General features: G+C 60.6%; 22 protein-coding genes. 13 read left to right on the top strand and 9 right to left on the bottom strand.

Features of this window, described 5'->3' with window-relative positions; translation table 11 throughout:
• Positions 1 to 61: 61 nt before the first annotated feature.
• The 3 genes from NZ585_12045 to prmC form a co-directional block, all read right to left on the bottom strand.
• Positions 62 to 517 carry a hypothetical protein gene (locus NZ585_12045; protein MCS7080761.1) on the bottom strand — a complete coding sequence of 152 codons (456 nt, stop codon included), beginning with the start codon at positions 515 to 517 and terminating at the stop codon, positions 62 to 64.
• An 87-nt stretch (positions 518 to 604) separates the two neighbouring features.
• A complete protein-coding gene (locus tag NZ585_12040) occupies positions 605 to 970 on the bottom strand; it encodes a hypothetical protein (GenBank protein MCS7080760.1) in 366 nt (121 codons plus the stop codon).
• Positions 971 to 1,005: 35 nt separating this feature from the next.
• Complete coding sequence (prmC, locus tag NZ585_12035; protein ID MCS7080759.1) at positions 1,006 to 1,911, bottom strand: peptide chain release factor N(5)-glutamine methyltransferase; 906 nt, start codon at positions 1,909 to 1,911, stop codon at positions 1,006 to 1,008.
• A gap of 74 nt (positions 1,912 to 1,985) precedes the next feature.
• Between prmC and kynU the strand changes: the two genes are divergently transcribed.
• The 6 genes from kynU to NZ585_12005 all read left to right on the top strand — a co-directional run bounded on the left by kynU (position 1,986) and on the right by NZ585_12005 (position 7,508).
• Positions 1,986 to 3,263 carry a kynureninase gene (kynU, locus tag NZ585_12030; protein MCS7080758.1) on the top strand — a complete coding sequence of 426 codons (1,278 nt, stop codon included), beginning with the start codon at positions 1,986 to 1,988 and terminating at the stop codon, positions 3,261 to 3,263.
• Positions 3,260 to 3,928, top strand: a complete 669-nt coding sequence (locus NZ585_12025; GenBank protein MCS7080757.1) for a hypothetical protein — start codon at positions 3,260 to 3,262, stop codon at positions 3,926 to 3,928. Before kynU ends, NZ585_12025 begins: the two co-directional genes overlap by 4 nt.
• Positions 3,929 to 4,293: 365 nt before the next feature.
• Positions 4,294 to 4,770, top strand: a complete 477-nt coding sequence (locus NZ585_12020) for a S24/S26 family peptidase (protein MCS7080756.1) — start codon at positions 4,294 to 4,296, stop codon at positions 4,768 to 4,770.
• 68 nt (positions 4,771 to 4,838) lie between these two features.
• Positions 4,839 to 5,777, top strand: a complete 939-nt coding sequence (gene rocF, locus NZ585_12015; GenBank protein ID MCS7080755.1) for an arginase — start codon at positions 4,839 to 4,841, stop codon at positions 5,775 to 5,777.
• A gap of 86 nt (positions 5,778 to 5,863) precedes the next feature.
• A complete protein-coding gene (locus NZ585_12010; GenBank protein MCS7080754.1) occupies positions 5,864 to 6,784 on the top strand; it encodes a branched-chain amino acid transaminase in 921 nt (306 codons plus the stop codon).
• On the top strand, positions 6,750 to 7,508 hold the full coding sequence (locus tag NZ585_12005; protein MCS7080753.1) for a uracil-DNA glycosylase: 759 nt from the start codon (positions 6,750 to 6,752) through the stop codon (positions 7,506 to 7,508). Before NZ585_12010 ends, NZ585_12005 begins: the two co-directional genes overlap by 35 nt.
• Here NZ585_12005 and dnaX read toward each other — a convergent pair.
• Positions 7,486 to 9,237 (bottom strand): DNA polymerase III subunit gamma/tau, encoded by a 1,752-nt coding sequence (gene dnaX / locus NZ585_12000; GenBank protein MCS7080752.1) that lies wholly within the window; start codon positions 9,235 to 9,237, stop codon positions 7,486 to 7,488. The genes NZ585_12005 and dnaX overlap by 23 nt on opposite strands.
• Before the next feature lie 109 nt (positions 9,238 to 9,346).
• Here dnaX and xth point away from each other — a divergent pair, with 109 nt between their 5' ends.
• Positions 9,347 to 10,189, top strand: a complete 843-nt coding sequence (gene xth / locus NZ585_11995) for an exodeoxyribonuclease III (protein MCS7080751.1) — start codon at positions 9,347 to 9,349, stop codon at positions 10,187 to 10,189.
• A gap of 46 nt (positions 10,190 to 10,235) precedes the next feature.
• Here the strand turns inward: xth and NZ585_11990 are convergent, their stop codons facing one another.
• Entirely contained in the window at positions 10,236 to 10,979 is a 744-nt protein-coding gene (locus NZ585_11990) for a PspA/IM30 family protein (GenBank protein MCS7080750.1), read from the bottom strand.
• A gap of 1,183 nt (positions 10,980 to 12,162) precedes the next feature.
• Here NZ585_11990 and def point away from each other — a divergent pair.
• Positions 12,163 to 12,666 (top strand): peptide deformylase, encoded by a 504-nt coding sequence (gene def, locus NZ585_11985; GenBank protein MCS7080749.1) that lies wholly within the window; start codon positions 12,163 to 12,165, stop codon positions 12,664 to 12,666.
• Between the two features lie 7 nt (positions 12,667 to 12,673).
• On the top strand, positions 12,674 to 13,474 hold the full coding sequence (locus NZ585_11980; GenBank protein MCS7080748.1) for a menaquinone biosynthesis protein: 801 nt from the start codon (positions 12,674 to 12,676) through the stop codon (positions 13,472 to 13,474).
• Between the two features lie 85 nt (positions 13,475 to 13,559).
• On the opposite strand, the gene NZ585_11975 is transcribed toward NZ585_11980, so the two are convergent.
• The 3 genes from NZ585_11975 to NZ585_11965 form a co-directional block, all read right to left on the bottom strand.
• A complete protein-coding gene (locus NZ585_11975; protein ID MCS7080747.1) occupies positions 13,560 to 14,381 on the bottom strand; it encodes a 1,4-dihydroxy-6-naphthoate synthase in 822 nt (273 codons plus the stop codon).
• 7 nt (positions 14,382 to 14,388) lie between these two features.
• Positions 14,389 to 15,834 (bottom strand): hypothetical protein, encoded by a 1,446-nt coding sequence (locus NZ585_11970; protein MCS7080746.1) that lies wholly within the window; start codon positions 15,832 to 15,834, stop codon positions 14,389 to 14,391.
• Between the two features lie 133 nt (positions 15,835 to 15,967).
• The gene (locus tag NZ585_11965) at positions 15,968 to 16,936 is read right to left on the bottom strand and encodes a site-specific DNA-methyltransferase (GenBank protein ID MCS7080745.1); all 969 of its coding nucleotides are present in this window, start codon (positions 16,934 to 16,936) and stop codon (positions 15,968 to 15,970) included.
• 190 nt (positions 16,937 to 17,126) lie between these two features.
• Here NZ585_11965 and NZ585_11960 point away from each other — a divergent pair, with 190 nt between their 5' ends.
• Positions 17,127 to 17,813: a hypothetical protein gene (locus tag NZ585_11960; protein MCS7080744.1), complete on the top strand. Its 687-nt coding sequence runs from the start codon at positions 17,127 to 17,129 to the stop codon at positions 17,811 to 17,813.
• Between the two features lie 96 nt (positions 17,814 to 17,909).
• On the opposite strand, the gene NZ585_11955 is transcribed toward NZ585_11960, so the two are convergent.
• A complete protein-coding gene (locus tag NZ585_11955) occupies positions 17,910 to 18,263 on the bottom strand; it encodes a DUF971 domain-containing protein (protein ID MCS7080743.1) in 354 nt (117 codons plus the stop codon).
• A 167-nt stretch (positions 18,264 to 18,430) separates the two neighbouring features.
• Here NZ585_11955 and NZ585_11950 point away from each other — a divergent pair, with 167 nt between their 5' ends.
• The 3 genes from NZ585_11950 to NZ585_11940 all read left to right on the top strand — a co-directional run bounded on the left by NZ585_11950 (position 18,431) and on the right by NZ585_11940 (position 20,723).
• The gene (locus NZ585_11950) at positions 18,431 to 18,910 is read left to right on the top strand and encodes a thioesterase family protein (protein MCS7080742.1); all 480 of its coding nucleotides are present in this window, start codon (positions 18,431 to 18,433) and stop codon (positions 18,908 to 18,910) included.
• 71 nt (positions 18,911 to 18,981) lie between these two features.
• Positions 18,982 to 19,968, top strand: a complete 987-nt coding sequence (locus NZ585_11945; protein ID MCS7080741.1) for a ketoacyl-ACP synthase III — start codon at positions 18,982 to 18,984, stop codon at positions 19,966 to 19,968.
• Positions 19,962 to 20,723 (top strand): hypothetical protein, encoded by a 762-nt coding sequence (locus tag NZ585_11940; GenBank protein MCS7080740.1) that lies wholly within the window; start codon positions 19,962 to 19,964, stop codon positions 20,721 to 20,723. The genes NZ585_11945 and NZ585_11940 overlap by 7 nt, the downstream gene beginning before the upstream one ends.
• The last annotated feature ends 95 nt before the right edge of the window (positions 20,724 to 20,818 follow it).

Here is a 20,818-nt window from a genome sequence, read left to right as displayed (position 1 = left end):
GGAAGCGTTCTGGAAGCTTTTCGTAGGCCGGAGAAACACGGGAAAAGCGACCACCATCACGTTAGCCCACCAGCTTGGCTTTGACTTCGCTTTCGACTTCATCCATCCGATGTTCGACATCCCGGACACGGGCGCGCATATCCATGTTGTCTTGCGTCATGACCTCCAGCTTACGGTTCATGAGCTTTAGCTCGGCATTGATCTGCCGGAAGCCTTCCGTCACCTGTGTTTCAAGGGTACTCAGTCGGGTTACAATCCCGGATATTTGCCCTTCAAGGGTCTCAACCCGCGTCACCAGCCCTGCGACCTGCCCCTCAAGGGCTTCAACCCGCGTCACCAACCCTGCGACCTGTCCCTCAAGAGCTTCAACCCGCGTCACCAGCCCCGCGACCTGCCCCTCAAGAGCTTCAACCCGCGTCGTTAGACGCGCCTCCATATCATCTATTCGGGCGGTTATCCGGGATTCCATCAAGTTCATGCGTTCAAGCAACGTTTCAATGGTCGGCTTGGTCTCCATAGGGTGTCCTCCTAAGCTGAGTTTTCCGTGACGCAAGGGCCGGCAAGGGTACCCCAACGCCGATAAGGCAAAACATCCGTGAAACGGCTACATGGTTTCTCCTTTCTTGCCATTTGAAGCCGACAACGCGGCTTCCGCCAACTCTTCGAGTTCGTCAAGCCGCGCTTCATGGTCGAGGCTTGTTTTGGCCAAAATCATCAACCTGCGATTCATCATTTTCAGCTCAGCCCGAACCGCCTCAAAACCGGCGGCGACTTGTTCCTCAAGGCGACCCAAACGCGCCTCAAGATTGTCAACCCGAAGGGTAAGCTGGTTGACTTGCTCCGTCAGCGTGTTGACTCGTTCCGTCAGCGCATTGACCTGTTCCGCAAGCGCGCCGACCCGACCAAGTACGTTCGATTCGAGGGTGTTCAGGCGTTCGAGAATGGTTTCAAGCGTTGGTTTCGTTTCCATAAGCTTCCCCTGCGGTTGGCATATCAACGGCACTTTCAAGGAGAACAAGCACGCCGGCTTGGATTGTCCGCCACGTCGGCAGCGTGTGTAAAGACCAGCGTACGCGGGATGCCTTGCAGATCATGAAGCGTCTGTTGAAGCCGCCAACCATGCCCCGCCCCCAAGGCGCAGACCTTGTCCGCCTGACCGAAACCGACCTCGCATGCAAAAAAGCCGCCGTCGGCAAGATGACGCGGCAAGTCGGCGAAGAGCCGCACGTAGGCTTCCGTCCCGTCAGGCCCGGCGATTAGAGCGACGTGTGGTTCGTAATCGCGCACCTCGCGTTGCAAACCACTTAACTCCGCCTCAGCAATGTAGGGTGGGTTGGCAACCACGGCGTCAAACAACGGGGCGTCGGCGGGCAGCGCCGACAGCCAATCGCTTTCAAGAAACACAATCCGTTCCGCAACCCCATGACGGCGCGCGTTCGCCTCGGCAACCGCTAACGCCGACGGTGAAATGTCCACGGCGATCACCTGTGCTGTCGGCAGCATCGCCGCCAACGTCACCGCCAAACAACCGGAACCCGTCCCCAAGTCAAGCAGGTGCAAAGTAGTTTTCGCTTGAGCGCGGCAGTGGTTGATGACTGCCTCCACCAGCAGCTCCGTTTCCGGGCGCGGAATGAGCACGGCGGGCGTTACGTAAAAGTCGCGTCCGTAAAAGTCTTGGGTCTCGGTGATGTACTGGAGCGGCTCACCGTTGGCGCGGCGCACAAACGCTTGTTGCACCCGCGCGGCGTCGCCGGCGGCGACCGTCCGTTCGGGATGCGCCAGCAACGTTGCGGCGTCAATCTTCAACACTGCCCGTACGAGATGCAGCGCCGTCCGGTATGGCTCTGCGACCGCGTTCGACGCCAGGATCCGAGCGCCTTCCTTGACGAGTTCACCTAATGTCGTTGACATAGCGCCTACATTGTAGCTGCAGCGGTCGTCCGTTGCGTGAGTTGTCGCTGCGCATAGATCGGTGGACAGTGCCCATGCTCCTTGAGTTTCGCCCTGACGAAGCCTTCGCCCACGCTCTTGACCAAACCGACGAACTCGCTGGCTTCCGTGACTGTTTTCACTTGCCGGTCAACCCGACGACAGGAACCCCCCAACTCTATTTCTGCGGTCACTCGCTTGGTTTGCAGCCGAAGACCGTTCGACAAAGTGTTCTGGATGAACTCGACCGCTGGGCCGCGCTGGGCGTCGCTGGACATTTCACGCCGCCGCGACCGTGGGCGGACTACGACGCTGACCTGCGTCCGCTCGTCGCTGAACTTGTCGGCGCACAGCCTGATGAAGTCGCCGTCGCCAACGGGCTGACCGTCAACCTGCACCTTCTCATGGCGTCGTTTTATCGTCCGACGCGCGAACGCTTCAAAATCCTTATCGAGGCGCGCGCTTTTCCCTCCGACCGCTACGCCGCCGCCAGTCAAGCGGCGTTTCACGGCTTTGATCCACGGGAAGCCGTGGTTGAAATCCGTCCCCGCCCGAACGAAGACCTGCTGCGGACGGACGACATCCTCGAATACCTTGAACGCGAAGGCGAGACGACCGCCTTGGTTTTGCTTGGCGCAGTCAACTACGCCACCGGACAGTTCTTTGACATTGCGCCCATCGTGAGCTTGGCCCACGCCAAAGGGTGCGTTGTCTGCATAGACGCAGCGCACGCCATAGGCAACGTACCGCTAGCGCTGCATGACTGGGACGTGGACTGCGCCGTGTGGTGTCACTACAAGTATGTCAACGCTGGCCCTGGCGCAGTCGGCGGCTTTTTCGTCCACGCCCGTCATGCTCGACGGTTTGACCTCCCACGCTTTGTCGGTTGGTGGGGGCACCGCGCCGATACGCGCTTCCTCATGCCCGACGCCTATGAACTTGCGCCCGGCGCCGCCGGCTGGCAACTCAGCAACCTACCTATCCTCTCTATGGCCGCACTGCGCGCTTCACTGGAGATCTTTCACCAAGCGCAGATGGCGCGCCTGCGAGCAAAATCCATGCGTCTGACCGCTTATCTGCTGGCGCTTCTCGGCGACAAGGGCCCGGCGCTGATTTCTCCACGCGATCCGGCGGCGCGCGGCGGACAACTTTCGTGGCGCGTCGCCAAGCCGCGCCAACTGGCAGACCATCTTCTGTCCCAAGACGTCATCGTTGACGTTCGAGAACCAGATATCATCCGCTTGGCTGTGGCCCCGCTCTACAACAGTTTTCATGATGTCTGGCGACTGGCTGCGATCTGGCGCAACCTGACCGAAGCCTCCGGAGTCAAATGAAGCCGCCGCGTGTGATTCGCGTTTACATCATCCGCTGCCGGAGGCGGGGCTGGGTGTTTTACGCACCGCCGGAAATGCTGACGGCGTATGATGAAACTCCAGCGACCGGTTTCTGGGCCAAGTTGCTCTACCGTGTGCACCGCATTCACGATGAAGCCCTGCTGTTGATTCATGAACCGCCCAACCGCTTTTGGCGCGGTGTGCAGTGCATCTGGCACCGGTTGGAACAATGGACGCACCCTGGCGAAAGCTTACTGCGCGCCATTGGGCACGCCGACACCATTGAACTCATTCACGACGGAGAACTAACTGACGACGCTGTTCAACGCCGCTGGATCGAGTGGCTTGAAACCCGCATCACCACTCACGAACGCGGCGTCTGGCTCAATATCGCCCTTTTGCCAGTCACGCTGCTGCTGGGCCTCTTGCCCGGGCCGAATGTGTTTATTGCCTGGAACGTCCTGCGCCTGTACATCCACTGGTATGCCCGGCGCGGCGGACGCCGCGGCCTAACACTCGTCAAAACCGTTGTGCGCGGTGATGCTCGCCTCCACCCGCCGCCGCAAGGCTCAGGAGAAGACTGTCAGGCGCGCGTGCTAGAACTGAGCCGCACGCTCCACCTGCCGGGGCTTCCGACCTTCTACCAACGCTGGCCAGCGACCTAACAGGCTTTATGCCCTTGATTGCATGCGCGGGCCTTCCCCTACCCGGCACGCCAAACGACGCTAGCCAACGTGTGTTCGCAGTCCAAGGCGGCATATTCAGCCTTCTGCGTCCAGCATCCCAGCGCCGTTATGTCCTCGACTTCGGCATTTCGTCCAACTCTATCCTCCGCCAAATCTTGGTCTGACGCTGCCGCTTGCCGCCGGCCCATTTGTGAAGTCTCATAGCGGCTGTCCGGCGCTCTAACCGACGCTGTGGTCAAGCCTATGGATACGATTGAAATACCCTCCTTGCTCAAACTAAGATGAAAAAGTGGTTACTCAACCCAACGTCATACCCGGCTTGATTTCCCGGTGGGGCGTAACGCATGCGGACAACCGGCAAAACCAAAGCCTCTCCCATCCGAGAGCACACTCTTGAATCACCTGACATTTTACGAACGGCGCGCGCAGAGCTCCTGCGTGAAGGCGTCTATCGGTTTCGGGCGAATGGCAGTACCATGCGCCCCACCATTTCCGATGGCGACTGGCTGACCATTGAGCCAGTTTCCACTGCCCAATTGGGCGTTGGCGACATTGTCCTTCTCTGCACGAGCAGTCAAACGGCGATCGTTCACCGTATCCTGCGCTTTGAGCAGCGCCATGCGACCCTTTACGTCGTCACCCGTGGCGACGCCGCCGAAGAACTTGACGTATCCGTCCCTGTCTCAAATGTTGTCGGGCGTGTCTTACGGATTGAAAGCAACGGCGTCCGGCGTGACTTGACTACCTTTTGGCGTCGTTTGTGGACGCGCCTTGCCGGCTGGCTGCATCGCTGGCGCTTCCGTAAGGTCAAAGCCTTCTAGCCGCCCTTTGCCCTTCTTGTCGGCCACGTGGTGCGTGTTCCGACCGAAAGTCCGCCAGAGGTTCTCCTATGGCAGAAAGCCGTTTTTCTCCACCTCGCAAAGTCACAATTGTGGGCGTCCCGATGGACCTTGGCGCTGATCGGCGCGGCGTGGACATGGGGCCGTCCGTCGTACGGATCGCTGGCCTGAGCGCCAAGCTAACGGAGTTGGGTTATCTTGTTGAAGACATTGGCAATGTTCCGGTCGCGCTGGCTGAAACGCGCCGCGCCGACGCCGCCGACGCCCGGCATAAGTATCTGGCTGAAGTGGCGAAATCAAATGAAATCTTGGCCGACCACGTGGAAGCGATTCTGGCAAGCGGCGCGATCCCAATTGTTTTGGGCGGCGATCACTCCATCGCCATCGGTAGTGTCGCTGGTGTTGCTGCACATTACCGGCGACAGGGGCAGCGCATAGGCATCATTTGGATTGACGCCCACGCCGACATCAACACCCCGGAGTCCTCGCCATCCGGCAACATCCACGGCATGCCGCTGGCGGTGCTGCTGGGTTATGGCCCGAAGGAATTGACGCACATCGGCGGCTTCGCGCCTAAGATTCGCCCAGAAGACTGCGCCATTATTGGGGTGCGTCAAATTGATGAAGGTGAGCGCCGGCTAGCGCGTCAACTGGGCTTGCGCATTTACACGATGCGCGATCTGGACGAGCGCGGTATGAGCGCCGTGATGGATGAAGCCATTGCGTGGGTGACGCGCTATACCGTTGGTTTCCACGCGACGTTCGACATGGACTTCGTTGACCCGTATTATGCGCCCGGCGTCGGCACGCCTGTTCCGGGCGGGGGCACGTATCGTGAAAGTCACCTCGCAATGGAGAAGATTCACGATTCCGGCAAAATGCTCTCGGTCGAAATGGTCGAAATCAACGCCGTTCTTGACGCACACAACCGAACCGGTGAGCTTGGCGCGGAACTCCTACTCTCCGCACTGGGCAAAAAAATTCTGTAAGGCTTTTTCGGGGCGCTTGGCGAGCTGGTTCCAGACACGGCCGACGCACGGCCGGCTCGGTCTTGCTTCCCACGGAGGAACCAACCATGGCACTCGAAACGTCCGAAAAAATCTGGCACAACGGCAAATGGCTCCCGTGGGAGGACGCGCGCATTCATGTTATGTCGCACGTCATCCATTATGGCTCTTCAGTTTTTGAGGGCATTCGCTGCTATCAAACCCCACGCGGTCCACGACTATTCCGTCTGCGGGAGCATGTGCGCCGTCTGTTCGACTCCTGCCACATCTATCGGATGAACATTCCCTTCAGCATGGAACAAATCTTCACGGCCTGTATTGAAACCGTACGGGTCAATAAGCTCCAGCACTGCTATGTCCGTCCGATTGTCTTTCGCGGCTATGGAGCCTTTGGGGTCAACCCGTTCCCGGCCCCAGTCGAAACCTACATCATTTGTTTTCCTTGGGGGCGCTACCTTGGAGAAGACGCGCTTGAGGCGGGCGTTGACTTATGCACATCCTCATGGGCGCGGATGTCGCCGAACACCCTGCCCACTACGGCCAAGGCCGGGGCTAACTACATGAACTCGCAGCTCATCAAGATGGAAGCGATTGTCAACGGCTATGCGGAAGGCATTGCCCTTGACGCCGCTGGCTACGTGAGCGAGGGCAGCGGCGAAAACATCTTCATGGTGCGCGATGGGACGGTCATCACGCCGCCGATTGGACGGGCGGTACTGCCTGGTATCACCCGCGACGCCGTCATGCGCCTGTGTGAGGATTTAGGCATTCCGGTCATCGAACGGAGTATTCTGCGCGAAGAACTCTACATCGCTGACGAAATATTTCTCACCGGAACAGCCTGCGAAATCACGCCGGTGCGTACCCTCGACAAAATCAAGATTGGGGAGGGCAAGCGCGGGCCGATCACGAAGCAGCTTCAGGATGCATACTTTGGCATCATCAACGGCGAACGTGAAGACCGCCACGAATGGCTCACAGCCGTCTAACTTACCTGACATCCCTGATTCAAACCAACTGGCGCAACTCCGGCAGGCAATCACCACCTGCCGGCTTTGTCCGCGCTTGACGGCATGGCGCGAGGATGTCGCGCGGCACAAAGTCCGTCGCTTCCAGTCTGAAGCCTACTGGGGCAAGCCCGTACCCGGTTTCGGCGATCCACAGGCGCAGGTGCTGGTGGTTGGTCTTGCGCCGGCGGCGCATGGCGGGAATCGCACAGGACGGCTGTTCACCGGCGACCGGAGCGGTGACTGGCTGTTTCGGGCGCTGCACCGCGCTGGTTTCGCCAACCAACCCACTTCGACGCATCAAAACGACGGTCTCACGCTGACTAACTGCTACATCACGGCGGCGGTGCGGTGCGCACCGCCGGGTAACCGTCCGACGCCGGAGGAGGCCACAGCCTGCCTACCGTTTCTTGTGCGCGAAATGCGTCTGCTGCCGCAGGTGCGCGTCATCGTTGCGCTGGGCGGCTTCGCCTTTGAGTACACGCTCAAGGCGCTACGTCAACAAGGCGTCGCCATTCCAAAGCCGAAGCCCAAGTTTTCCCATGGCGCGCGTTATGCGCTGACCGACGGCGTCACGCTTTTCGGCGCTTATCATCCCAGCCAACAGAACACGCTGACGGGCAAACTCACCGAGGCGATGCTGGACGCAGTTTTCGCCGCCGTCAGGCGAACGCTGGATGAACTTATTTCTCATCCGGCGCTTTGACATCAATCAGTTCGGCGCCAAACGTCTTCTGGAGGACCTGAACGGTGGGATGCCGCTCGGCTTCAGCGCGGAGCGCCGCATCGCGCGCCTGTGGCTCGGATAGCGGTGTTTTGGACCGGTCACGTTCAAGGCGCGTAACGATGCTGAGTGTTTTCTTGGTCAGGGCTTGAAGCCGCTCCCGCAGGAGCAGTTTCTCGGAGGGCTGTGCAACATACGCCTCGGCGGCCTTGGACTGCGGCCCAAACACCAACTCGAACGCATTGCCCTGCCAATGGACGGCCGTCACGGCGTCAAGGTGAACGGCAAGCAGGGGGCGTTCCTTTTCGATGAGCGCTTTCAAGCGCTTGAACAGGGCGTCGGCGTCAGTGAGGTTCGATGCATCGCCCACAGGCGCGTCATCGTCCAGAGGCGCATCTTCGACGGGCGGCTCCGGCGGCGGCACAAGGCGTAGCGGTTGCCGTTCAACCGGCGCCGGTGTGGAACGCCGGGTTGTCTCGACGGCGCGCGGCGGCGGTTTGGGCGGCGGCGTCGCCTTGACGGCCGTCGCCAATCTCCCGCTGGGCGTCGGCGGCTCGTTGTCGCCGGCCGCCAATGCCTCAAGTCGCGCCAGAATCTCTTCTAGTGGTTTGAGTCGTCCAAGCTGGGTGAGTTTGACCAGACCGACTTCCACGAGCGGTCGTGCATCCTCGGCCGCCCGCGCCTGCGCTTCAAGGTCGACCAACAGGGAGAAAAAGCGAATCAGATCAGCGACGGTAAAGCGCTGACATTGGCGTTCGACCAAGTTGAGTTCGCTTTCCGCCAGCGGCAGCAGTTCGCGGTCAACGCCGACGACGTGCGCCACCAGCAGATGCCGCACATAGGTCATCAACTCGCGCAGGAATTGCCGCAGGTCGTAGCCGCCGCGTACAAGCCGCGCGATATGACGAATCATCGCGGCCGCGTCGGCGGCGTCCAGCGCGTCCATCACTTCAGCCGCCAACGCTGCGCCGATCAGCCCCAGCGATTCGCGCACATCGCTCTCGTCAATGACGGCGTCCGGGCCGGCGAAAGCCAGCACCTGATCAAACGCCGATTGCGCGTCGCGCATGCTGCCGCGCCCGGCGTGCGCAATCTGGATGAGCGCTGCGCGTGAAATCTTAATCCGTTCCGCTTCGGCGATCCGTTGTAGGTGGTCGGCAATGACTTCAACACCGATGGTGCGAAACTCATACGGCTGGCAGCGCGAGAGAATGGTTTCGGGCAGCTTGTAGAGCTCCGTCGTCGCCAGAATGAACACGACGTGCGGCGGCGGCTCTTCGAGTGTTTTGAGCAGCGCGTTGAAGGCGCTGGTTGAGAGCATGTGGACTTCATCAATGATGAAAATCTTGTAACGATCCCGCGCCGGACGGTTGCTGACTGTAGCGATGATGACCTCGCGGATGTTGTCCACACCAGTGTGGGAGGCGGCGTCAATTTCCAAAACATCGAGCGATTCGCCTGTCATGATCTCCTGACAGGAAGGACAAACGCCGCAGGGGGTTGGCGTCGGACCTTCACGGCAGTTTAGGGCGCGTGCAAAGAGACGGGCGCAGGTTGTTTTACCGACGCCGCGCGGGCCGGCGAAAAGGTAGGCGTGATGAAGCCGCTTCATTCGCAGGGCGTTCCGCAGCGCGCGGGTGATTACGTCCTGCCCAACAACATCCTCAAACTGCTGCGGCCGCCATTTGCGGGCGATAACCTGATGACTCATTCCTGAACAAGCCTAGCGACGCGAGTTCGCGTCGGCAAGCGCCCAACCCCATGAACAGTCTTGAAAAACCGGTTTGCGTCGTTGTCCAGCGTTGCATAGTCTGGCGAGTATGAGCGCCACGCTAACCGTCGCCACTTGGAACGTTAATTCCATTCGCGTCCGCTTGCCGCACGTCCTTGACTGGCTTGAACGGTACGAACCTGACGTACTGTGCCTGCAAGAAACCAAAGTGCCGGACGACGAGTTTCCGTTTGAAGCGTTTGAGCGACTCGGCTATGTCGCCACGGTTTTTGGACAGAAGAGCTACAACGGCGTGGCCTTGCTGTCTTTTGACGATCCAAGCAACGTTCGGCGCGGGCTGCCCGATGATCCACCCAACGCCCAACGGCGTTTCTTGATGGCGACGCTGCACGGCATAGACATCATCTCGGTTTACGTCCCCAACGGCGAGGCGGTCAGTTCACCCAAGTTCGCCTACAAGCTTGAATTTCTAGAACGTCTCACGCGGTTTCTCACCGGCGCGCTGACGCCGGAGCGTCCGCTGCTGGTATGCGGCGATTACAACATTGCTCCGGCGGACATTGATCTCTACGATCCGGAAGGCAACCGCGAAACGGTGATGTTTCACTCGCAGGAGCATGCGTTTCTTGAACGCTGGCGGCGGTGGGGCTTGCGGGATGTCGTCCGCGAACGGCATCCAGCCGAAACAGGCCTGTACAGCTGGTGGGACTACCGCAGCAGCGGTTTTGCGCGGAATCGCGGTTGGCGGATTGATCACATCTGGGCGACGCCGCCTTTGGCGGAAGTCTGCATTGAAGCAAGGATAGACGTGGCGGAACGCAGCAAAGCGCGTCCGTCCGACCATGCACCGGTGATAGCGACGTTTCGCCGGCCGCCGGTCGCTTCGGATTCCCGACAAACAGCACCGAAAAAAAGCGACCCTCCGCTGTGAACCACGGCGGGAGTCGCCGGCACGTCTTGTCGGGGTCAGGACAAAGCTACTCAAGGGCCTTTCTTTGGGCCGGCCCTAGCGTCCGTTCACTGCCCGGCGACTCGGCCAGCGCCGCCGGCTCATCGGGGATGATGCCCAGCTGACGCTTGTACGCCATAAGGGTCTCCTGAGCTTGGATGTTATAGGCTTCGCGCTCAATCTGGGCCATTTGCGAATCCACGCCGGAGTTAGCCAGTTCCATCTTGGCTTCAGCGGCGGCGACACGACGATTGATTTTTTCACGCATCTCATCAAACGACCCGGCCGTGTCGGCAATTTGGAAGGAAGCCATCGTCGCCGCCAACTGCTCCTGCATGCGTGCGCGCTTGCTTTCGCTGATGAGTTGCGTCGCCTCGTCTTGCTTCCGCTTCATCTTGAGCAGGTACTCATCACGAAAGCGAATCGCCTGTTGCGAGGCTTTCCTCGCCACAACCAGTTGTTCTTTGGCGCGCGCCAGTGAGTTCTGTTTTTCCTGCATCGAGGCGATGTAGGTCGTCGCAATATCGTCGCGTCCCATCTTGATGGCGGCTTTGATCTTGCCATCCAGCTCGGTGATTTCGCGTTCCAGCGTCGCCACCTCACGTTCAAGCAGTTTTTCGTTCGACATCACTTGCGCGACGTTCTCATTCAGCTTTGGAACTTGGTCGCGCATGTCGCGGATGATTTGCTGCAGAATGAGTTCTGGGTCCTCGGCTGCATCAATCATACCGCCGAAAATGGAACGGAACAGGCGTTTCAACCTTTCCCACATGTGCTGGATGCCTCCGCGATGGAATATCGTAAGCTAACGCGCCGAAGACTGCGCCGACAAGCGCCTTGCGTTCTTAAGCAGGCTAGAGCAAATCGCGTTATGCAAAAAGCCGGCAAACAGTCTAACAGCCTTGGGTGGAAGTGCCAAGGACGACCCAACCAGCGACGAGCGTGGCCGGCATGACGGAGGCTTCGCCGGCCTAGTGACTTCAACCCTCGGCGGTGCAGCCGCGGTGGCGCGCGTTTCATAGCTTCGGCTTCCTTGGCGCGGTCCATCGCTCGATGCAGCTCGGCAAGACTTTCGAGCAAAGTGATCAAAGCGGGCTGAAAACCGGCATTCAACGCCGGCCCTTCCTTTTCCCGAATCGCCAGTTCGCGCTTGTAAAGTGGCTCCGCCTGTGCGTACCGCGCGCTCAAACTGTAGACGGAAGCCAGCAAGTGCAGGGTGGACACAAGCTCCAGGCATTCAGCAGTTTGCGCTTCGGAGGCTTTTCTTGTTCTTGAATCCCTAGCGCCCATCGGGACAAAGGTTCGGCTTGGGCGTATGCCCCTTGCGACATAGAGGGCGGCAAGCGACTCAAGCCGACCGGCGCCGGCAAGCTTTCAAAGCCATAGCGACGCTCGGCGTTTTCAATGGCTTGTTTTGTGAACGCGCTCGGCTTCCTCGAACCGCCTCTGAGCACAATACAGCCAAGCCAGTTTATCCAGACTGCTGATAAGCCTGCACGTCCTGTTCCCAAGACATCGCGGCGGCATAGGACTGTGCGAGGCGATCCAGCGTTGAAATCGCTTGGGGATGATGAGGCGGCAAAGCCTTGAAAATGTTGTGGGTTAGCCTGCCATTCAGGAGTGCGGCGGTGTTCCGCCGCTTTGTGACGGCGCAGCGTCCCGCACCAGGCGGCTTCGAGCTTGCCCCATTGTGAGAAACAGCCACGCCTTGCAGTGTAGCGTGCTCTGAAGCCTTTCGGTGTGGTCGCCGTCAGCATACACCAACAATCACAAGGCTGACGTTTGTGGCGCTATAGTCCTCAGAACATGACGGAAACGCTTCTTGGCGAAGCAACGGCGAATTCGCCGGAACGCATTGCGCGTCGTGCTATCCTGCTGCATACCAAACGTCGGCGAACACTTCACCGAGAATGATCAAGGCGCACAACAAGCCGGAATGCGAGGATTGACAAGACATGAAAAGAGAAATCGTCAAGTACGGGGCGAAGATTCTGACGGAGAAAGCCGCCCCGGTGACGACGTTTGATGACGAGCTGGCCCAACTGGTCGCCGATATGTTCGAGACGATGTACGACGCGCCGGGCGTTGGGCTGGCGGCGCCGCAGGTCGGCGTCTCCAAACGCTTGTTCGTTATGGATTGCAGTAAAGAACGCGACCGTCAGTTTGTCTTTATCAACCCCGAAATTGTCCTGACCGAAGGCCGGCAGAGCGGCGATGAAGGCTGCCTGAGCTTCCCCGGCATTTACTTTGAAGTGGAACGCGCGGCGCGGGTTGTCGTTCGCGCTCAAAACTTACGGGGCGAGTGGTTTGAAGGTGATTTTCTTGATCTTGAAGCGCGCTGCGTCCTGCACGAATACGACCACTTGGAAGGCAGCCTTTTCATTGATAAAGCCAGCCCGCTGCGGCGTGAGATGATTCGGCGCAAGATTCAGAAACTCAAGCGCGAAGGCAAGTGGTGACTCACCCGTGGCTCACGCTTTACCCAGCATCGCCGGATCGGATTACCTCAACTCGGCGGTGCTGATGCATGATTTTCTAGTCGGCGAACAACGTACGCGCTGCCGGCTGATTACTGACGCCGCCCCGTCGCGGTGCGCCGAGTTATTGCGGCAGGGTGAAGTTGCGGCGGCGCTTATCCCCGTTATTGAGTATCAACGCATCCCAAACCTCTACGCCGTGCCGGGCGTTGCTATTGGAGCGAAGCAGGCCGTTCGCAGCGTTGTGCTGGCACTGAAAAAGCCGCTGTCGGAAGTCCGGACGGTCGCGTTAGATACGTCGTCGCGTACGTCGGCGGCGTTAGCGCGCATTCTGTTTGCAGAGTTCTACGGTCGGGCGGCTGTATTCCACCCAGCTCCGCCGGACGCGCCACGCATGCTCGCCGAATACGACGCCGCCGTGATCATCGGCGATCCGGCGCTGACCTTTGATCGGCAGGGGCTTGAAGTGCTCGACCTTGCCACCGAATGGCGGCGCTGGACGGATTTACCGTTCGTTTTCGCAATCTGGGCGGTGCGCGCCGAAGCGCGCGAACAGGTACGCATATTAGACTTTGCCGCCGCGCGCGACGCTGGTTTGCGCGCCCGGTCGGCGCTGGCGGTGCAGTATGCCCCGATGCTTGGCTTGCCGGTGGAGGATTTGGTCGCGTACCTGACGGAAAACATTCACTACGGGCTGGACGCCGAAGACGTCGCCGGACTAACACACTACTGGCGGTTGGCCGCCAAGCACGGCCTAATCCCAGAGGTGCGCCCGATACGGTGGTGGTGAGAGCGGTCAGCGGTATTGAGACGGCGCTTGACGCCCGGCGAACAGCTGTGCGGCGGTGTACGATGATGACCGAGCAGTGACCGCGCTACAGCAGTGCCACTCCGCGTCGAAGCTGCTGCGCCTGCCGACGCAGCGCTTCAACGGCGGCGCGGCCTTCGTCGCCCAAATTGCGCGTGAACTCATTGACGTACAGCGCGATGTGCCGGGACTGAACGTCGGCCGACATTTCCTGCGCATGCGCGGCGATGTACGGACGAACGGCCTCTGGGTGCGCATCGGCGTAAGCCAAACTCTCCCGAATCACCTGCCTTACGGCCTGGCGCGTCTCCGCGTCCAGCGTTCGACGGACGGCGATCCCGCCCAGCGGGAGCGGCAGCCCTGTCGTTGCTTCCCACCACTCTCCCAAATCCACAATGCGCGTCAGCCCAAAAGTCGGGTAAACAAAGCGGCTTTCGTGGATGATCACGCCCGCGTCGTAGTCGCCGACTGCTACGGCCGGCAGGATGCGCTCAAACGGCGACTCCGCCGCGATGGGCGCGTCGTCGGTAAACAGTCGAATCAGCAGGTGCGCCGTCGTGAGCTTTCCCGGCGTGACTAGGCGCTTACGCCGCAGCTCTTCGGCCGCAAACGGCTCGCGGGCGACCACCAGCGGGCCGCAGTTGCGGCCCAGCGCCGCGCCAACGTCAAGCAAGTCATACCGCTCGGCAATCGGCGGCGTCAGCAGCGCGGCGAAGGACAGCTTCGTGACATCCAGCCTGCCAGCCAGCGCCCACTCGTTGAGCGTCTGCACGTCGGCGAGTCGGATGTCGAACGTCATGCCCGGCGCGCGAACCAGCCCAAGGGCTAGCGCACCGAAAATGTAGGTATCGTTGGGGCAAGGCGAATAGCCCAGCGTCAGCGTCGTCATGGCGTTGTCATGGCGTCCCGGCGTCATTCGCGCGAATGCGCTGAAAAATCTGGAGTTCGCCGCCGTTGGGCGCGGGCAGGACGGCGACGCGGCGGTAGGTCGCGTCAAACCAGCCGCCTTCGCGCAGCGCCGGGAGAATATCCCACGTTGGGCTGGCGACGTACCACTCCGGCGACAGCGTTTTCACCGGCCAGACCAAGTCGCGCTGGGCAAAATGGGGGAGCACTTCCGGCGTTGTCAGGCCGCACAAATCTACAATCCGCTGGTTGCTGTAAAAACCCAGATAACCGACTTCGTGGAAGGCCACCCGGTCGGTCGGCTGCGCGTGCGTCCGACACCACGCCGCTAGGGCGCGATAGGACGCCGCGCGCCAGTCGCCTTGGTACGCCGCCACCGCCCACGCCGATGTCGTGAGACTCCACAGCAAGCCGAGCGTTGCCACGGCCGTCCCCGCCAAGCGGCGCTTTTCCGAGCCGCCCGCCGTCAGCCATTCAAAAACCGTGACGAGTCCCAGCGCGAAAAAGAGCTGAAGGGCGAGAAAAATCGGAACCTGATACCACCAGTAGCCGGCGACGCCGAGCGCCGCGTAGCCGCCCACGTACGCGCCAAGCCAGAGCAACCACAGCTGCCACCGCCAACGCGACCTAACAGCAGTAACCACACCGACGCCGACCAGCGCCCACCACGGACTGAGTAGCGGATGACCGAGCGCCGGGCCGCCCCAGGCACGCCACCAACTGTTCGTCAGTTCATGGGTGAAGGTCGGCCAGCCGAGCGCCGCCTGCGCCCGCTTGGCGGCTAGGGTCGCCGGAAGCGCCTGCCCAAACGTCCGGTAGGCGTAGAGCGCCCACAGGGTGAAGAGCACGCCAAAGCCGAACGCCGACCATCCCAAACGCTGCGCCGCCGTCGCCGCCCCATGCTGGCTTTGGTCGGACGCGCGTCGTGCCGCCCAGCGCCACTGACCAAACAAGGACGCTCCAATCACGCCCAACACCAGCACCCCCTCACCGCGCGTCAGGAACAGCAGGCCGACAGCCAAGCCGGCGGCGACATCCCGCCCGGCAAGATGCAGCGACAGCGCCAACGCCAGTAGCGCGTGGAACAAGAATGTCTCGGAACCAAGCACGCCCAGCGGCCCTGTCCAGCCGCCGAACAAGACCGCCAGCGCGACCAGTAACCCTGAGGCATCGCCAAGCCCCCAGACACGGCGGAAGATGAAAAATATCCATCCGGCGGCGATCCAGGCGGCCGCCGTCAACCAGACAGCGAGCGCATCCACCGGTGCGTTGGGCAGCAGAGCAGCTAGCGCACCAACCAGCAGCGCCAGCAGCGGCGTCGTCGTACCGAACGTGGCCGGCGGGTGGTTGAACACAAAGCCGCGTCCGGCGGCCAGATTCTTAGCGTAGGTCAGCGTAATGTAGGCGTCGTCGTTGAGATCAAAACCTTGCCCCAAGGCGCACCAAGGGGGGAACAAGCTGGCCAATATCAACACCGCCCAGCACAAGCGAGGTGGACACGCGCCAACGGCGGCGGGAACGGTGGGATGGGTCGGCAAGAATTCAAGGTTTCCCACGTAGAAACGATGGTCAGGCGGTCTTTCGGCAGCCGGTCGCCAGCACTGCCGTCGTCGCCGGCGCTGGCAGCGGCGTTACCGTCGCCAACCGTCGGTCAAAGACAATAGGCGAGGTTTCAATCGCCGCCGCCGTCGCCGGAATCGCATAATACGCCTGCAACCGCGGCCAGTCGCAATCCCGAATCGTCACCAGCATACCGCGCACTTGACTGACCCACACATCGCCGATGCGTGACGCGGCCGGCGTCCGCGCCAAACGCTCACGGGCAATAGCGACGTAACCGGCGTCGAGTTCGATGCCAAGGTAGCGCCGACCAAGCTTCTTCGCTGCAACGAGCGTCGTGCCCGTCCCAGCGAACGGGTCCACCACCACATCGCCTTCGTCAGTCGCCATCAGGATGAGCCGTTCCAGTACGGTTTCGGGAAGCTGGCAAGGGTGCGCGTCACGGCGCGAGGCATGCTTGATGCGGTGCAAGTCACTCCACACATCCGAAACCAGCGGCCCAAAGGGATGCAAACTATGCTTTTTCCCGCCGTAGTCCTTGTGCAAAACGCCGCACTTGCGACAGCGCCGGTGCGGATGCCGGATTTCATAGAACTTCTGCCGCCGCCTATCCTTAGCATAGAACAAAATCCCGTAGTGACGCGGCATAAGCGTCTTGCCCAGCGGCATGCCTAGCGCATCCCACGCGATCCAGTGTCGAAAGTCCGCCTGTGTGTTGAGAAAGGCAGCGTAGTGCGTCAGCCACTTGGGAATGTTGTGGACGAACAGGCTCCCTGTGGGTTTCGTAATCCGCACTAACTCGCGAAGCCATTCGCGACACCACGCAAGGTACTCCTCCTGTCCGCGTCGGTCATCATAGCTGTGGTACTTCTTAGCCAAGTTGAAAGGCGGGTCGGCGAACGTCAGGTCGGCCGTTTCGGACGGCAGCTGGCGCAAAACAGCCAAACAATCCCCGTGCACGACGGTATCGAGGGTCACAAGCCTGCCACCTCCAGCGGAAGCTGCCCTTGGACACCCCCTGGCTCGAAAACCCTTGCTGTAAACGCGGAAAAGTTTGAAGCCGCCGGTCAGTCGCCTAATGAACTTTCGGCGGCGGTGAAGGTCAACGTGCGGTATATTCAACCATAGAGCATAAAAACGCAAATCAGACCGTTGCTAAACCTCCCCCATGCCGTCGCCGATTGTCATCATCGCCGGTCACTTCCTCGAATGGCGGGCGTATTTGCCGCTAGCCAAGCGCCTTCAGTCCGAACCGTTCAACCGGCGCGTGTGGATTGCGCCTATTGAGCCATACCACTGGTGGCAATCGTCGGGTGCGAACTTCCGCCCCGTCCTTGACGTGATGGCGCAGTGTATCGAGCGCGTCGCCGATGAAACAGGCGAGCCAGTGACGGTTATCGGCCACAGCGCCGGTGGACGCCTCACGCGGAAGTTTCTGGGTGAGGATGATTACTGCGGTCGCTGCTATGCGGGCCATCGTTTCGTCAACACGCTAGTGTGCCTTGGAACGCCACACCACAGTTGGGCCGCAGCCAGTTCGGTTTCAACGCGCTGGGCAAACGAACACTACCCTGGAGCGTTCTTCGCGCCGAAGATTCGCTATGTCAGCGTGATCAGCCGTTACATCAAAGGCAACCGGCATGGCACGCTCGCTGAGCGGGCGGCCTACGCAATGTACGAAAGCCTGCTCGCTGCACCGGGCGACGTGTGGGGCGACGGAATTGTACCCGAACCGTGCATGCTACTGGACGGCTCGGAGGTGATTCGCCTCGAAGGCGTGTATCACCTGCCCTTACCGCTCATGACGTGGTACGATGCGCCGCAGGTCCTACCGCAGTGGGCCGCTAGTATTTGAAAAAATGACCTCCGAAATGGCGGCGCGCAGCTCCCCCGATGAGCTCACGCCTGACTTCGCCGTTTCGTGACTCAAACGGCGACCTGTCCGGGTATGTTAGGCAGGCGGCGTTTTCATCTCGGCCAAGGAGGCCCACGTGTAGATGCTCTGATGATTGTCCGCCCAAGTAACGCCCAGCGCGTAGCGTCCGACGTGGCGCAGCCCACTGATCTGGAACTTACGTACGTCACCAAGCAACGGTAGTCTGCGCGACTTGGGTTTGGGCGGCGGCGGCGCTTCAAGTAGGCCAGGATGCGGATTCTCACCGCGCGCTTCGGCGCAGGTGGCGCACGGACAGTTTTGCCGAAGCTCCATCAGGGGAATCGTCGTCGCGCCGCCGTCAGGCCAGACGACCGAGAGCGTTCCTTCACTCCGATTGACGTTGACGGCGCGGGGTAACACTTCCGACATTGGTTGATCAAGCTAAGCGTCAGCGCGCTTTCTTGCAAATCAAAGGTGGCGTTCTGACCGGCGTTACGATACGGTGTGGGCGTCACATCCTGCTACCGATTTTTGCATTCACTCGCCGGAAGGCGTTGGCCACAACCGGCGTTCTCCGGCGGTGTTTAGTTGTCGTCATGTTGAGTTCCAAAGCACCCACCCCAGAAGGACTGGAAGGTTACGCTGTGATTGTGACGTGTCCGGTCGCCTGGGGCGACATGGACGCCGCCCGTCACGTCAACAACACGGTCTATTTTCGCTACTTTGAACACGCACGGATTGCGTACTTCGAACGCATCGCGTTTGGGTTGGAGTTGACCGAATCGGTCGGCCCGATTCTGGCTCAAACCCAATGTCGCTTCCGGTTTCCACTGACTTATCCCGACACGGTTTCGATTGGCACGAGCGTCGTTGGTCTCGGCGAGGATCGTTTCGTCATGCGCTTTACAGTCGTCAGCCACCGCCATGGCAAAGTTGCGGCGCAGGGTGACGGTCTTATCGTGTCCTACGACTACCGAAACCAGCGTAAAGCGCCGCTGCCCGCCGAGGTACGGGCCGCCATCATCGCCTTGGAAGGCTTTGACGCCGCCGCGCCGCCGGGGTTACCGCCGACGTGAGCCTGCTTGCCGTTGAGATTCTTGATGGACGCCACCCAGACTAAAGCCACCCCCTGAAACCGGAGTCACCCATGCCTACGCAAGCCGCCGGAATTTTAGGCACTGGACGCGCGCTGCCGGAACGCACGCTCACCAACGCCGATCTCGAAAAAATGGTCGAAACGAGCGACGAGTGGATTGTTTCACGCACCGGCATCCGCGAGCGCCGCATCGCCGCTCCCGACGAAACCACGTCCCATTTTGCAACGCTCGCTGCGCAGCAGGCGCTCAAAGCCGCCGGGTTGACGCCGAATGATCTTGATCTCATCATTTGCGCCACCGTATGCCCGGATATGATGCTGCCCTCTACAGCGTGTTTGATCCAGTCCAAACTGGGGGCGAAGCGGGCGGCGGCGTATGACCTCGTGGCGGCCTGTTCAGGCTTTATCTACGGTCTGGCGACGGCGCGCTCATTTATTGAAGCCGGCCACTGCCGGTATGTCTTGGTTATCGGCGCGGAACTACTCTCGCGCTTTGTGGACTACACCGACCGCGCCACTTGCGTCATTTTTGGAGACGGCGCAGGCGCGGCCGTGGTCGGTCCTGTCGAAGCTGGACGCGGCATTCTTGCGCACCGCATCCTGAGCGACGGTGACTATGCTGAGCTGCTTTACACGCCCGGCGGTGGGACGCGCTACCCGGCGAGTGAAACAACCGTCCGGCAACGGTTGCACTACATCAAGATGCGCGGCAATGAACTATTCAAAGTGGCGGTGCGCAGCATGGCGGACACCGTCGGCCAGATTCTCGATGAGTTACGTTTATCGCCGTCGGATGTGGATTTGTTCGTGCCGCACCAAGCGAATCAACGCATCACGGATGCGGTCGCCGAACGGCTCGGCATTGAGCGCGAACGCATCTACGTCAACATTGAGCGCATGGGCAACACGTCGTCGGCTTCCATCCCGATTGCGCTTGACGAGTGTGTGGAGGCGGGACGGATCAAGCCCGGTCACTTGCTCGTCTTTGCGGCGTTTGGAGCCGGAGTGACGTGGGGCGCAATGGCGTTGCGATGGTGAACCCTAACGCCAAGTTGGGGCCGGCGCTTGCCAATCGCCCGCGCCGTACTGGATGGCTTGTGGCCGGTGTGTTGGCGGGGCTGCTGACGGCGGCCTGCCGCGAAGCGCCGCGCCATCCCCATGAAAGCGCTGCACGCCCAGCCCTACTCGAACGTCTTGCACGCGGCGAAGTGCAGCTGGAACGGCTCGGCATGACGCTCCGCCCAGAGCAGCCGTTTTTTGGGAGGATTATTGAAATCGCCGTCCGCAACACGAGTTCTAAACCCTTACTGGTTGTTCTTGAACCGGGACAACTCCTGCGCAGTCAAGACCCGGCCGTAACCGATCTGGTGGTGACGAGCCGCGAGGAAATCGCGCTTGACGTTGGTCAGTCTGCCCAGCGCGAAGTAGAGGTTTTCTCGTTGTCGCGGCGCAAGCTTTCGATGACGCGCGAGACGGTTTATACGCTTGGCAACTTGACCGGCGGTGACGTGTACACGTTCGTGACCTGCTTTGCAACCAACCGCCCCGCTGAACCTCCCCCGCCACCGCCCGGTTCTAAGCTTCCGCCGCAGAAGCTTGATTTGACGCCGGTTCAGTTGGCGCTCTGGTGCATCGCCGACGGCCTTGACCGCAAGGCGCTGCTGGAAGGCATTGCGCTCAATCCAATGCTCAAAGGCGGTGAATATGGTCGCAGCCGCGATTACTTTGACGGGCAGGCGAAATACGTCCAGGGGCTGCTCGACAGATGCGGGCTTGGAAAATACAAGTTCTAGAGCGGTTTCCGAAAAAGTAGCGCCACAACCCCAGCGTGGCAGTTGGCGAGCATCGGCGGCTCACCAAGCCCCTAGCTCGCGTAGCGGGCGACATG

The sequence above is a fragment of the Chloracidobacterium sp. genome, assembly GCA_025057975.1.
Classification (GTDB): domain Bacteria; phylum Acidobacteriota; class Blastocatellia; order Chloracidobacteriales; family Chloracidobacteriaceae; genus Chloracidobacterium.
The sequence above is the reverse complement of the archived record's forward strand: the minus strand, read 5'-3'. Positions and strand labels throughout refer to the sequence as shown.

Excerpts from the sequence above, each read along its gene's own strand:
- NZ585_12010 (MCS7080754.1), top strand. The coding sequence starts at position 5,864 with ATGGCACTCGAAACGTCCGAAAAAATCTGGCACAACGGCAAATGGCTC.
- rocF (MCS7080755.1), top strand. The coding sequence starts at position 4,839 with ATGGCAGAAAGCCGTTTTTCTCCACCTCGCAAAGTCACAATTGTGGGC.
- NZ585_11955 (MCS7080743.1), bottom strand. The coding sequence starts at position 18,263 with ATGTCGGAAGTGTTACCCCGCGCCGTCAACGTCAATCGGAGTGAAGGA.
- xth (MCS7080751.1), top strand. The coding sequence starts at position 9,347 with ATGAGCGCCACGCTAACCGTCGCCACTTGGAACGTTAATTCCATTCGC.
- NZ585_11975 (MCS7080747.1), bottom strand. The coding sequence starts at position 14,381 with ATGACGACGCTGACGCTGGGCTATTCGCCTTGCCCCAACGATACCTAC.
- prmC (MCS7080759.1), bottom strand. The coding sequence starts at position 1,911 with ATGTCAACGACATTAGGTGAACTCGTCAAGGAAGGCGCTCGGATCCTG.
- dnaX (MCS7080752.1), bottom strand. The coding sequence starts at position 9,237 with ATGAGTCATCAGGTTATCGCCCGCAAATGGCGGCCGCAGCAGTTTGAG.
- def (MCS7080749.1), top strand. The coding sequence starts at position 12,163 with ATGAAAAGAGAAATCGTCAAGTACGGGGCGAAGATTCTGACGGAGAAA.
- NZ585_12025 (MCS7080757.1), top strand. The coding sequence starts at position 3,260 with ATGAAGCCGCCGCGTGTGATTCGCGTTTACATCATCCGCTGCCGGAGG.
- NZ585_11950 (MCS7080742.1), top strand. The coding sequence starts at position 18,431 with ATGTTGAGTTCCAAAGCACCCACCCCAGAAGGACTGGAAGGTTACGCT.
- kynU (MCS7080758.1), top strand. The coding sequence starts at position 1,986 with ATGCTCCTTGAGTTTCGCCCTGACGAAGCCTTCGCCCACGCTCTTGAC.
- NZ585_11945 (MCS7080741.1), top strand. The coding sequence starts at position 18,982 with ATGCCTACGCAAGCCGCCGGAATTTTAGGCACTGGACGCGCGCTGCCG.
- NZ585_12020 (MCS7080756.1), top strand. The coding sequence starts at position 4,294 with ATGCGGACAACCGGCAAAACCAAAGCCTCTCCCATCCGAGAGCACACT.
- NZ585_11990 (MCS7080750.1), bottom strand. The coding sequence starts at position 10,979 with ATGTGGGAAAGGTTGAAACGCCTGTTCCGTTCCATTTTCGGCGGTATG.
- NZ585_12045 (MCS7080761.1), bottom strand. The coding sequence starts at position 517 with ATGGAGACCAAGCCGACCATTGAAACGTTGCTTGAACGCATGAACTTG.
- NZ585_11960 (MCS7080744.1), top strand. The coding sequence starts at position 17,127 with ATGCCGTCGCCGATTGTCATCATCGCCGGTCACTTCCTCGAATGGCGG.
- NZ585_11940 (MCS7080740.1), top strand. The coding sequence starts at position 19,962 with ATGGTGAACCCTAACGCCAAGTTGGGGCCGGCGCTTGCCAATCGCCCG.
- NZ585_12040 (MCS7080760.1), bottom strand. The coding sequence starts at position 970 with ATGGAAACGAAACCAACGCTTGAAACCATTCTCGAACGCCTGAACACC.